At 67.4% G+C, this 12,398-nt stretch carries 11 protein-coding genes; 3 read left to right on the forward strand and 8 right to left on the reverse strand.

From position 1 onward, the window contains the following. Window positions 1–7: 7 nt before the first annotated feature. Entirely contained in the window at window positions 8–961 is a 954-nt protein-coding gene (gene ribD / locus SCLO_RS11840) for a bifunctional diaminohydroxyphosphoribosylaminopyrimidine deaminase/5-amino-6-(5-phosphoribosylamino)uracil reductase RibD (RefSeq protein ID WP_066520405.1), read from the forward strand. Window positions 962–1,153: 192 nt separating this feature from the next. Here the strand turns inward: ribD and SCLO_RS11845 are convergent, their stop codons facing one another. From SCLO_RS11845 to SCLO_RS11855, 3 genes are read right to left on the reverse strand one after another with little or no spacing between them, the layout of a single operon-like run. Beyond that, on the reverse strand, window positions 1,154–1,891 hold the full coding sequence (locus SCLO_RS11845) for a sigma-70 family RNA polymerase sigma factor (RefSeq protein WP_066520389.1): 738 nt from the start codon (window positions 1,889–1,891) through the stop codon (window positions 1,154–1,156). Between the two features lie 13 nt (window positions 1,892–1,904). Then, a complete protein-coding gene (flhA, locus tag SCLO_RS11850) occupies window positions 1,905–4,025 on the reverse strand; it encodes a flagellar biosynthesis protein FlhA (RefSeq protein WP_066520391.1) in 2,121 nt (706 codons plus the stop codon). A 9-nt stretch (window positions 4,026–4,034) separates the two neighbouring features. Then, window positions 4,035–4,853, reverse strand: a complete 819-nt coding sequence (locus SCLO_RS11855) for a lysozyme family protein (RefSeq protein ID WP_066520393.1) — start codon at window positions 4,851–4,853, stop codon at window positions 4,035–4,037. A 377-nt stretch (window positions 4,854–5,230) separates the two neighbouring features. On the opposite strand from SCLO_RS11855, the gene SCLO_RS11860 reads away from it, so the two are divergent. Then, entirely contained in the window at window positions 5,231–6,577 is a 1,347-nt protein-coding gene (locus SCLO_RS11860; RefSeq protein ID WP_096362099.1) for an IS1182 family transposase, read from the forward strand. 84 nt (window positions 6,578–6,661) lie between these two features. Here the strand turns inward: SCLO_RS11860 and pheT are convergent, their stop codons facing one another. The 4 genes from pheT to rpmI form a co-directional block, all read right to left on the reverse strand. Beyond that, window positions 6,662–9,037, reverse strand: a complete 2,376-nt coding sequence (gene pheT / locus SCLO_RS11865; protein WP_066517921.1) for a phenylalanine--tRNA ligase subunit beta — start codon at window positions 9,035–9,037, stop codon at window positions 6,662–6,664. Further along, entirely contained in the window at window positions 9,034–10,125 is a 1,092-nt protein-coding gene (gene pheS / locus SCLO_RS11870) for a phenylalanine--tRNA ligase subunit alpha (RefSeq protein WP_066517933.1), read from the reverse strand. The genes pheT and pheS overlap by 4 nt, the downstream gene beginning before the upstream one ends. 154 nt (window positions 10,126–10,279) lie before the next feature. Further along, on the reverse strand, window positions 10,280–10,642 hold the full coding sequence (gene rplT / locus SCLO_RS11875; RefSeq protein WP_007689504.1) for a 50S ribosomal protein L20: 363 nt from the start codon (window positions 10,640–10,642) through the stop codon (window positions 10,280–10,282). A 13-nt stretch (window positions 10,643–10,655) separates the two neighbouring features. Next, window positions 10,656–10,859, reverse strand: coding sequence for a 50S ribosomal protein L35 (gene rpmI, locus SCLO_RS11880; protein ID WP_004208916.1), 204 nt, complete (start codon window positions 10,857–10,859; stop codon window positions 10,656–10,658). A gap of 179 nt (window positions 10,860–11,038) precedes the next feature. Here rpmI and SCLO_RS11885 point away from each other — a divergent pair, with 179 nt between their 5' ends. Next, window positions 11,039–11,599 (forward strand): O-acetyl-ADP-ribose deacetylase, encoded by a 561-nt coding sequence (locus SCLO_RS11885; protein ID WP_231923221.1) that lies wholly within the window; start codon window positions 11,039–11,041, stop codon window positions 11,597–11,599. A 3-nt stretch (window positions 11,600–11,602) separates the two neighbouring features. Here SCLO_RS11885 and hisN read toward each other — a convergent pair whose 3' ends face one another. Continuing rightward, window positions 11,603–12,388, reverse strand: a complete 786-nt coding sequence (hisN, locus tag SCLO_RS11890) for a histidinol-phosphatase (protein ID WP_066517919.1) — start codon at window positions 12,386–12,388, stop codon at window positions 11,603–11,605. Between the last annotated feature and the right edge of the window lie 10 nt (window positions 12,389–12,398).

A 12,398-nucleotide genomic window follows, 5' to 3' on the forward strand; every position in this document is an offset into this window, starting at 1 on the left:
GCGCTTCATGGCGGCGGCGATCGCCCTGTCGGAACGGGGGCGCGGCCTTTCCACCCCCAATCCCAATGTCGGCTGCCTGATCGTCCGCGACGGGCGCGTCGCCGGGCGCGGCTGGACGCAGAAGGGCGGACGCCCCCATGCCGAGGCGCAGGCGCTGGAACAGGCGATGGAGCAGGCACGGGGCGCGACGGCCTATGTGACGCTGGAGCCCTGTTTCCATCTGTCGCCGCGCGGGCCGCGCTGCGCCGACCTGATCGCCCGCTCAGGGATCGCCCGCGTGGTCATCGCCTTGCGCGATCCCGATCCGCGCACGGACGGACAGGGCGCGGCATGGCTGCGCGAGCATGGCATTGCCGTCGAGATGGGCGTGATGGAGGCGCAGGCCCGCGCCGCCATGGCCGGTTTCCTGCGGCGGCAGACGCTGGGGCGGCCCGCCGTGACGCTGAAGCTGGGCCTGTCGCTGGACGGGCGGATCGCGCTGGCCGACGGGTCGAGCCGCTGGATCACCGGCCCCGACGCCCGCGCCCACGCCCATCTGGAGCGGGCGCGGCATGACGCCATTTTGGTGGGCGGCGGCACGCTGCGCGCCGACGCGCCGCGACTCGACGTGCGGCTGGCGGGACTGGAAGACCGCTCGCCGCGCCGCATCCTGCTGAGCCGGGGCGATGCGCCCGAAGGCTGGGAACGGATCGGGCGGCCGGAGGACATCGCGGCGCTGGAGCGGGTCGATCACCTGCTGGTGGAGGGCGGCGCGGGGGCGGCGGCGGCTTTCCTGCGCGCCGGGCTGGTCGACCGGCTGCTGCTCTATCGCGCGCCCATCCTGATCGGCGAGGGGATGGCGGCGCTGGGCGAAATCGGGCTTGCCGATCTGGCGGACGCGCATGGGCGATGGGTGCTGACGGACGAAAGGCGGCTGGGCGTCGACCGGCTGGAGATCTACGCGGCGGCGCGGGGGGTTTAGGGGCTGTCTGGCTTGGGTGGATTGGCGACGGTCCGCTTTCCTCATTCCGTTCCCCCTGAGCGAAGTCGAAGGGCACGGCCGACCGGAGGGAGGCCGCTTCGCTCCGCTCAGTGGAGAGCTCCGACTTCGCTCAGCCCGAACCGATGAAGGAGTGTCCGCAAAGGCCGAAACCCGCCATCCCCGAACCAGAAATCAATCCCAGTCCCGCAATTTCTCGCGCAGCTTGTCCAGCGCCGCCTTCTTGATCTGGCATACCCGGGCCGCGCCGATGTCCAGCACCTGCCCGATCTCCTCCAGATTCAGCTCCTCGACGAAGTAAAGCTGCAACACCAGCGCCTCGCGCTGCGGCAGCGCGCCGATATGGTCCGCCAGCGCCGCTTTCAGCGACTCCCGCTCCATCACGTCGTCGGCCCGATCTTCCACGTCGGCGAACCACATGGACTGGTCGGAATAAACCTCGTCCATGCTCATATGCTGCACCATCTCCGCCCCGTCGGCGATCTGGCGATAGGTGGCGGCGTCCAGCCCCATTTCCTCCGCCATCTCCGCCTCGCCCGGAGTCCGGCCCAGACGCTGCTCCAGCTTGCGGCGCACGCCGGCCAGTTCCTTCCGCCGCGCCATGGCGGAGCGGCAGAGCGTGGCCTGCCGCCGCAGATGGTCGATCATCGCGCCGCGCACGCGCATCTGCGCATAGGACGCGAAACCCAGCCCCCGGTCCTCGAAGCCATTGGCCGCCTCGACCAGCGCCACCATCCCAATCTGAAGCAGGTCCTCGATCTCGATGGCGCTCGATACGCGGCCATGGACATGCCAGGCGATCTTGCGGACCAGCGGCATATATTGCCGCGCCAGTCGTTCGGGCGAATGCGCGCTCCCCCGCCGCCCATAAGTGAGGGCGTCCGATCCGGCGGTGACCTTGTTCATATACATGGATCAAGCCTCCTTACGCGACCCGCTCGCGGGCGGGCGCGGGATCATGGCGCGGGATGGGCCGCTGCTCGCCGCCGACCACGGCCGCGACTTCGACTCCCTTGCCGTCCGGGATTTCCAGGAAGGACAGCACCGGCGTTTCCGGCAGATGCGGCTTGAACAGCCGCGCCAGCGCCCGGCGCGCCACGGGCGACGTCACGATGGCGAAATTCCGCGCCTGCCCCAGCAGGGGCCGCGCCGCCTGCACCACCGCCTCGATGATGCGGTTGGCGAGCGCCGGTTCGATGGGATGCCTGGCATCGCCCGCGACCCGCATCGCCTGCGCCAGCAGCGCCTCCAGATCGCCGTCCAGCGTGATGACCGGCAGCGGCATCTTCACCGGCACCAGCCCCTGGATGATCAGCGCCCCGATCCGCTGCCGCACCGCTTCGACAAGCTGTTCGTGCGTCATGTCGGGCCGCGCGGCGTCGACCATCGCCTCGCAGATGCGGCGGAAGTCCTTGAGCGCGATCCCTTCGGACAGCAGCGCGCGGCACAGCGCGGAAATCTGCGTGAGGCTGAGCAGCCCCGGCGTCAGCCCGTCCACCAGTTGCGGCGCGGCGTCCTTGAGGTTGTCGAGCAGCTTGCGCGCCTCGTCCAGCCCGAACATCTCGCTCGCATTCATGGCGATCAGCTGGTTGAGGTGCGTCGCCACGACCGTCGGCGGATCGACCACCGTATAGCCCGCGACCACCGCTTCCGTGCGCTTGGCGGGCGAAATCCACACCGCCTCCAGCCCGAAGGTCGGGTCTTTCGTCTCGCGCCCGGACACCGTGCCTTCCAGCGCGCCGCTATCGAGCGCCAGCAGGTCCTCGGGCCAGATCTCATCCTCGCCCACGACCACGCCGGCGATGGTGATGCGATACTGGTTGGGTTCCAGCGACAGGTTGTCTTTCACCCGCACCATCGGCACCACGAAGCCCAGTTCCTTGGAAAGCTGCCGCCGGATGCCGGTGATCCGCGCCATCAGCGGCGCGCCCTTGCGCTCGTCGACCAGCCCGATCAGCCCATAGCCGATCTCCAGCCCCAGGATCGCGCCGTCGGACACGTCGTCCCATTCGATCACCGCCGGATTGGCGGGCGCGGGGGCGGGCGCGGGTTCCGCCGCCTTGCGCTGGCTCGCCTTGCGCAGCTGCCATGCGATGAAGCCGGCCACCGCCGCAGCGGGCAGGATGATCATATGCGGCATGCCCGGCAGCACGCCGAGGAAGGCGAGGATCGCCGCCACCGGCACCCATGCCCGGCCCGAACCGAACTGGCTGGCGATCTGCCCGCCCAGATCCTGTTCGCTGCCGACGCGGGTGACGATCGCCGCCGCCGCGATGGAAAGCAGCAGCGCGGGCACCTGCGCCACCAGCGCGTCGCCGATGGCCAGCACGATATAGGTCTGCGCCGCCTCGCCGATGGCCAGCCCATGGCTCGCCACGCCCAATATGATGCCGCCCACGATGTTGATGACCAGGATCAGGATGCCCGCGACCGCATCGCCCTTCACGAACTTGCTCGCGCCGTCCATGGAGCCGTAGAAATCGGCCTCGGTCGCCACTTCCCGGCGGCGCACCTTGGCTTCCTCCGGGGTCAGCAGGCCCGCATTCAGGTCCGCGTCGATCGCCATCTGCTTGCCCGGCAGGGCGTCGAGGGTGAAGCGCGCGCTGACTTCCGACACGCGCCCCGCGCCCTTGGTGATGACGACCAGGTTGATGATCATCAGGATCGCGAAGACGAAGATGCCGACGACATAATCGCCGCCGATCAGGAAATGGCCGAAGGCTTCGATCACATGGCCCGCCGCGTCCGATCCTTCATGGCCCGACACCAGCACCACGCGCGTGGACGCCACGTTGAGCGCCAGCCGCAGCAAGGTCGCGAACAGCAGCACCGTTGGAAAGCTGGAGAAATCGAGCGGCTTGGCGGCATTCAGCGCCACCATCAACACCGCGAGGGAGATCATGATGTTGGTGATGAACCCGATGTCCAGCATCACCGCCGGCACCGGCACCATCATGAACAGCACGACCATCAGCGTCGCGATGGGCAGCACCGCGCCCCTGGCGGCGTTCATCCAGATTTTCGTCTTGACCTGGGCGGGAGTCATAAGAAGCCGTTACCTTCCGAGGGTGGCGAGCATGAGATAGGCGAGACGCGCCGTCTGCGGCTGCGGCCGGACGCTCACGTCGGCCGCGCTGGCAAGGCGCTGGGTTTCGATCCGCACATAGTCGGCGGGCTGGACGGCCTTCGCGCCGGTGGGCAGCGCCGCATCGGCATAGCGCACCTCTCCGCCCAGCGAATCCATGCCCTTCTGCAACTTGGCGTTGAAGCGGTCGCGAATGTCGGCGAAGCTGCGGGCATGGCCCTGCTTGTCGTAGAAGATCGAGCGATTGGCCCGCGCCGCCGCCGGGAACAGCGAAGCCGCCGTCGCTTGCGGCGCGCGGTCATGGCTGGACAGGAACTTCGCCGCCCCGCCCACGCCCAGGAAATGCGCGAGATAAAGATCGACCGGCTGCGCCTCGCGCCCCAGCCGCTGCTCCAGATAGGCCTTGTTGTCGGCGGCATGTTCCGCCGCCATGACCGAAGCCGTCTCCGGATGGTTGCGCAGGTCGAGGATCTGCTGCCGCAAGTCCGGGTCCGACACATAATAGCGGCCATTGGCGCCCCGGCTGACCGCGTCGGCGGCCCAGCCCAGCCCATATTCGCTGCCATGCTTGTCGATGACGGCAAGCCAGCTCTGGTCGATGAATTGATAAAGCCCCCGCGCGGACGATGTGGCCGCGCGCGCATGGGGATTGAGGCTGCTTTCGATCTTCGCCTGCCCCAGCAGGTAACCGAAATCGACGCCCGTGCGGCGGCTGGCCATGGCGATCGCGTTGGTGACGCGATTGCCGGTCGAAGCCCCCTGCACTGTGATGTCCGCAAATGCCGACACGTGAACAATCCCCTTTGCTAGCGGGGATCATTAGAGCAAGCCTTATGCCAATATTTGGTTAACGCGGCCGTAGGAAAATGCGAGCGGTTCGGAAAAAGGCTGTTCTGGGGTGGGGAGCGGACTGTCGCGGCTTAGATGCCAACCCCCGTTCGCCCTGAGCTTGTCGAAGGGTCAGCCTGAGCGAAGTCGAAGGCAACACCTCACTTCGTTCGGTGGAAAGCTTCTACTTCGCTCAGCCCGAACGAATGAAGGAGTGTCCCCTTCTGGCCGATAGCTGCCAAGACTGTGGATCGAATACCGTCGAGACTGTTGAAAAAGTCGCTTGAGTTGCGGCTGGGGGAGTGATTCCATCGCGAGTGTAGTCGGGAGATGCGGCGATGATGGGTAAGCTGGATGGGCAGGATCGGCTGTTTTACGAGTTTCGGCTGAACGATCATGTGCCAGCGGATCATCTGCTGCGGCGGATTGATACGGTTCTGGATTTCGGCTTCGTGCGCGAACATCTCGCCAGCAGCTACAGCGCGATGGGGCGACCATCGATCGATCCCGAACTGATGATGCGGATGCTGCTGGTGGGCTATCTTTTCGGCATCCGGTCCGAGCGCAGGCTATGCGAGGAAGTGCATCTCAACCTTGCCTATCGCTGGTACTGCCGCCTTGATCTGGACGGTCGCGTGCCGGACCATTCGACCTTCAGCAAGAACCGCTATGGCCGCTTCCGCGACGGAGAGTTGCACCGGTTGCTGTTCGATGAGGTCGTCCGCCGCTGTGTCGAGGCGGGGCTCGTGATCGGCCACGACACCGCCGTGGACGCCAGCATGGTCGAAGCCGACGCCAACTATGAGCATAAGCTGCCGGGGAGCGAAGCGCCCGATACCCTGCGCGGCCAGTACCGCAGCAGCCGCGCGGTGCGCGAATATCTCGCCGCCCTCGATGCGGCGCTGCCGACGCCACCGGATGAGCCGGAGCCATCCACGCCCAAGCATGTGTCGCCGATCGACCCACAAAGTGCGTGGTCGTCAAAGCATGGCCGCGCCCGGTTTGCCTACGCCACCAACTCCATGATCGACACCGAGACCGGCTGCATCCTCGATGTCGAGGCCAGTCCGGCACGCTTCGCGGCGGAGGTGGCGACGACGCGGGTCATGGTGGAGCGCGTCGGTCAGCGTCTCGGTATCACGCCCAAACGCATTGCCGCCGACAAGGCCTATGGCAGTGGCCTGCTGCTTGCTTGGCTGTTCGATCGCGAGATTGTGCCGCATATCCCGGTCATCGACCGCCAGCGCCAGGTGCCGGGCATCTTCAGCCGGGATGACTTCACCTATGACCCCCAGAACGACAGCTTCACCTGTCCCGGAGGAAGATCGCTGACATATCGTGGCGACGATCGAGCGCATCGCGTGCATTTCTACCGTCCGAAAGGCAGCGACTGCAAAGCCTGTCCCGTTCGCGAGCAATGCACTACAGGGACACGGCGGACGCTGACCCGTTCGTTCGATCAGGAGGCGCGGGATCGCGCCCAGGCCCTCGCGCAGACCGATGACTATGCCCGATCCCGACGATTGCGAAGGCGTATCGAGCGGCTCTTCGGCCATCTCAAACGTACCATGGGCATCCGAAGGTTGAAGTTGAAAGGGCTCAGCGGAGCGGCAGAGGAGTTCTTGATGGCGGCATCGGCCCAGAACCTCCGTCTGCTCACCAGACCGGCAAGCATGACTGGATAATACAGCCCTCGATTGCATCGGCGATCGTCGCTCCACTGCCAAGCACCGCCGTCAACCCAACGACTTTTTCAACAGTCTCGGCCTTTACCCCCGCAACGTCCCGCCCAGCTTTTCCGCCGCCTTCACCACCGCGCCGCTGATCGCGTCCAGTTCCTCCTGGGAAAAGCTCTTCTCCCCCGGCTGCAACGTCACTTCGATGGCGAGGGATTTATACCCTTGCTCCACGCCCGGCCCGGCGAACATGTCGAACAATCGCGCCTCGACGATCGCCTTCTTGTCCGCGTTCCGCACCGCGCGCGCCAGCGCATCGGCTTCCACCGCTTCGGGGACGAGGAAGGCGAAGTCCCGCTTCACCGCCTGCAAGGCGGGCGGCGCATAGGGCGCGCGCATGAAGCCGGCCTTGCGCTTCGCCGGAATCGCATCGAGGAAGATCTCGCCCGCGACCACCGCGCCGGTCAGGCCGAACTGCTTCGCGACGCCCGGATGCAGCACGCCATATTCCGCCAGCACCGTCTTGGGGCCAAGCCGCAGCGTCCCCGACTGGCCGGGATGATAGGCCCCCGAAGCCTCGCCGAAGCTCTGCAAATTGCCGACCGGCGCGCCCGCCGCCGCGAGCAGGGCGGCGGCTTCGGCTTTCGCGTCATGGGCGGCGAAGGGCTGCGCCTTGCCGGTCTGCCAGCCGCGCGGCGTCTTCTCGCCCGCCAGCACGAAGCCCACGGTCGCGCGCTCCCGATCAGAGAAATAGCGCCGCCCGAGCTCGAACAGCCGTACCGAAGCCGCGCCGCGATCCATGTTGCGCCGCGTGGCCGACAGCAGCCCCGGCAGCAGCGAAGGCCGCATCACCTTCAGATCCTCGGAAATGGGATTGGCGAGCGTCCAGTCGCCCCCGCCCACGCTCGCGGCCTCCTTTTCGGAAAGGAAGGACCAGTTGATCGCCTCGGCCAGCCCGCGCGCGGCGGCGGTGCGGCGCACCCGGCGCTCGACCATCTGCTCGGGGGTGGCGGTCGGCCGCGCCACGCCCGGCGCGCGGGGCAGGGGGGTGGAGGGCACCTTGTCCAGCCCCACGATCCGCACGACCTCCTCGACGATATCGGGCCAGCCGTCCACGTCGCGCCGCCATGTCGGCACCGTGACCGTCCATGCCCCCGCGTCTGCGGCCACGCCGAAGCCCAGGCTCTCCAGAATGCGCTTCTGCTCGTCCGCCGCGACATCCACGCCCGCCAGCGCCAGGCATTGCGCGGGATCGTAGCGCAGTGTCTTCGGCGCCAGCGGAGGTTCTCCCGCCCGCGTCGGCTCGCTCGGCGTCCCGCCGCACAGCTTCATCACAAGGTCGGTCGCGATGGACAGGCCATCGTCCAGGAACGCCGGGTCCACCCCGCGCTCGAACCGCCCGCGCGCGTCGCTGGTCAGCGCCAGCTTCTGCCCGGTGACGGCGATCCGCTCCGGCGTGAAATAGGCGCATTCGATCAGCACGTCGGTCGTGCTGTCCTGCGCCCCCGAATGCTCGCCGCCCATGATGCCGCCAATGTCGTGCACCGCTACATCGTCGGCGATGACGGTCATCGTCCCGTCGACGGTGTAGGATTTGCCGTTCAGCGCCAGCACTTCCTCGCCGGGCTTGCCCTTGCGCGCGACGAGGCCGCCTTTCAGCGCTCCCATGTCATAGACGTGCAGCGGACGGCCGAGGTCGATCATGACATAGTTGGTGATGTCGACCAGCGTGCTGATCGGCTTCTGCCCGATGGCTTTCAGCCGCCGCGCCATCCATGCGGGCGACTGGCCGTTGGTCACGCCCCGCACGGTCCGCGCGAAGAAGGCGGGGCATCCCTCGCTATCCTCGGTCCGCACGTCCGGACCCGGCCCGCTCCCCTCGACCACCGGGATCGCGAGCGGCTTCAACGTCCCCAGTCCCGCCGCCGCCAGATCGCGCGCGATCCCGCGCACGCCCATGCAGTCCTGCCGGTTCGGGGTGATGCTGACGTCGATCACCGGATCGTCGAGGCCCGCCCATGCGGCATAGGCTTGCCCCACCGGCGCATCTTCGGCCAGTTCGATGATGCCTTCATGATCTTCGCCCAGTTCCAGTTCACGGGCCGAACACATCATGCCGTTCGATTCGATCCCGCGAATGGCGGTCTTCTTCAGGACCATGCCGTTGGCCGGCACCACCGCGCCCTCGACCCCGAACACGCCGACCAGCCCGGCCCGCGCATTGGGCGCGCCGCACACGACCTGCAAGGGCTGCCCGTCACCATGGTCGACCGTCAGAACCTGCAACTTGTCCGCCTGCGGATGACGCTCCGCCGTCAGCACCCTGGCGATGCGGAACGCGCCCAGCTTCTCCGCCGGATTCTCGACATCCTCGACCTCCAGCCCGATGGCGTTCAGCGTCTTGAGGATGGTGGCGAGGTTCGCCTGCGTATCCAGATGCTCCCTGAGCCAGCCCAGCGTGAACTTCATGCGCCCACTCCTCCGCTCAGCGTGGGCACATCCAGCGCCGAGAAACCATAATGCCGCAGCCAGCGCAGGTCGCCGTCGAAGAAAGCGCGCAAGTCGTTCATCCCATATTTGAGCATCGCCAGCCGGTCGACGCCGGTGCCGAAGGCGAAGCCCTGCCATTCGTCGGGGTCGAGCCCGCAGGCTTCGATCACCCGGCGGTTCACCATGCCGCTGCCCAGCACCTCCAGCCAGCCGCCGTCCGCCGCATCGCCGTCGCCGCCGATCACCCGCTGGCCGTTGACGAGGGTGTAGCCGACATCGACCTCCACCGAAGGCTCCGTGAAGGGGAAATAGCTGGGCCGCAGCCGCAACACGATGTCCTCGCGCTCGAAGAACGCCTTGAGGAACGTCTCCAGCGTCCATTTGAGGTGGCCGAGCGTGATGCCCTTGTCGATCACCAGCCCTTCGATCTGGTGGAACATCGGCGTGTGCGTCGCGTCGCTGTCACTGCGATAGACGCGGCCCGGCGCGATGATGCGGATCGGCGGAGGCGTCGCCGTCATCGTGCGGATCTGCACCGGGGATGTGTGGGTGCGCAGCAGCATCCTGCCGCCGTCTTCCGCATCCGGAAAGTAGAAGGTGTCGTGCATCGCCCGCGCCGGATGCGTCTCGGGAATGTTGAGCGCGGTGAAATTATGCCAGTCGTCCTCGATCTCCGGCCCGGTCGCGACGGAGAAGCCGAGGTCCGCGAAAATCTCCGCCAGCTCGTCCATCACCTGGGACACTGGGTGCACCGACCCCTGCGGCCCGATGTCGGCGGGCAGCGTCATGTCGATCCGTTCCGAAGCCAGCCGCGCGTCGAGCGCCGCCTGCTCCAGCGCCGCCTTCTTCCCGGCAAGCGCCGCCGTCACGGATTCGCGCAGATCCTGGATCGGCGGGCCTTTCTCCAGCCGCTCCTCCGGGCTCATGGGACCGAGCGTCTTGAGCAGGCCCGTCACCACGCCATTCTTCCCCATGGCCCCGACGCGCAGCGCCTCCACGGCGTCCAGCGTGTCGGCATTGTCGATGTCGGCCAGCAGGCCCGCTTTGAGTGCGCTGATTTCGGTCATGATCTTCCCATAGCCGGATTGGCTTGAACCTGCCCGCGCCTTAGCGGGGCCGGCGCGCCAAGGAAAGGGTCGGGCGAGCATGTGCCGCCCAAACCGAAAGGGCGCCGGAAGCATCTGCCCCGGCGCCCCTTGGACGATCTTGCGATCGACTGGTTCAGGCCGCGGGCAGCGCGGCCTTCGCCTGGGCGATGATGGCGCTAAACGCCTCGCCTTCGTGCATCGCGATGTCGGCCAGGACCTTGCGGTCCAGCTCCACGCCGGCCAGCTTCAGGCCGTGCATGAACTGCGAGTAGGTCAGGCCCTCGGCGCGGACGCCGGCGTTGATGCGCTGGATCCACAGGCCGCGGAAGGTCCGCTTCTTCACCTTGCGGTCGCGATAGGCATATTGCCCGGCCTTTTCGACGGCCTGGCGGGCGATGCGGATCGTGTTCTTGCGACGGCCATAATAGCCCTTCGCCTGATCCAGAATCCTCTTATGCTTCGCCTTGGTGGTCGTGCCACGTTTTACGCGTGCCATGTGCCTCTACTCCTTACTTCAGGCCGTAGGGCGCCCAGAGGCGCACATGAGCCACATCGGCGTCGGACAGGACCGAAGTGCCGCGATTCTGGCGGATATATTTCGCATTGTGGCTGATCAGGCGGTGACGCTTGCCAGCGACGCCGTGCTTGACCTTGCCGGAAGCGGTGAATTTGAAGCGCTTCTTCACACCGCTCTTGGTCTTGAGCTTGGGCATTTTCGTCTCCTTTTCCAGCGCGACGATTGCGGACGGCCACGGCAGCCCTTTTTGGCCGGGCAGTCCTTCCTTAAATATCGCGAAGGGCGCGCCATAATGACAAGGTGGCGGAAAGGCAAGGCGATTCGGACATGCCCGCCGGCCGGGGCTTTGGGCGCGGCGGGGAAAGGAGCAGGCGGATGCCGGAGGACAGGCGCATCTACATGGTCGGCTGGGCGCGCTGGAGCGTGCTGACCGGCGACATCACCCGCTGCGAGGTGGACGCCATCGTCAATGCGGCCAACGGCTCGCTGCTGGGCGGAGGGGGCGTCGACGGCGCGATCCATCGCGCGGCCGGTCCCGACCTGCGGGCCGAATGCCGCACCCTGGGCGAATGTCCGGTCGGGGAAGCGCGCATCACGGGCGCCTATCGCCTGCCCGCCCGGCATGTGATCCATGCGGTGGGCCCGGTCTGGCGCGGCGGGAATGGCGACGAAGCGCGCCTGCTGGCCTCCTGCTACCGGTCCGTCTTCCATCTGGCGCGGGAGCATGGCCTGCGGTCGCTCGCCTTTCCGGCGATCTCGACGGGCGCGCATGGCTTCCCGAGGGAGGAGGCCGCGACGATCGCCGCCCGGACGGTGCATCAGGAACTGCGCGCCACGCCCGATTCCTTCCGGCACGTCATGTTCGTCTGTTTCGACGCGCCGACCTTCGCCGCGTTCGACGCGGCGGTGCGGGAAGAGACCGGCCCTCGTCCATGACGGTCAGTGGCCCTCATGCCCTTGGGCAAGAGCCTCGATGATGTCGTCCACCCGCGCCGGGTCGCCCACGGCGATCACGCGCCCGTCGCCCTGCGCGTCGATCGGATCGCCCGCCCAGTCGCACATGCGCCCGCCCGCGCCCTCCACCACCGGCACCAGCGCCGCGATGTCGTGCAGCTTCAGCCCCGCCTCGACCACGATGTCGATATGACCCGACGCGACGAGCGCGTAATTATAGCAGTCGCCGCCCCATAGCGTGTCGCGGCACTGCGCGGCGAGGCGCGAGAAATGCTCGCCCGTGCAGCCGGGGAAGAGCTGCGGCGCGGTGCTGGCGAGGATCGCGTCCTCCAGCGAGCGGCAGGCGCGGGTCTGGACGGGCCTGCCGTTGAAGGTCGTGCGCTGGCCCACCATCCCGGCCCAGCGCTCCTTCGCGATGGGCTGGTCGATGATGCCCACGGTCGGCCATCCCGCCTGCGTCAGCGCGATCAGCGTGCCGAAGATCGGCCGCCCGGCGACGAAGCTGCGCGTCCCGTCGATGGGATCGAGTATCCACACCCGCTCCGCATCCTCGCGGGTCGCGCCATATTCCTCGCCAATGATGCCGTCGCCGGGCCGTTCCTTTTCCAACAGGGCGCGGATCGCGGCTTCGGCGGCCTTGTCCGCTTCGGTGACGGGCGACCGGTCGGACTTGAACTCCAGGTCGAATCGCGCGCGGAAGAAGGGACGAATGGCTTCGCCGGCGGCGTCGGCGAGGCGGTGGGCGAGGGTCAGGTCGTCGCGGGTCGTCATAGGCACCCGC

Origin of the sequence: Sphingobium cloacae, from assembly GCF_002355855.1 — a bacterium.
GTDB lineage: Bacteria > Pseudomonadota > Alphaproteobacteria > Sphingomonadales > Sphingomonadaceae > Sphingobium > Sphingobium cloacae.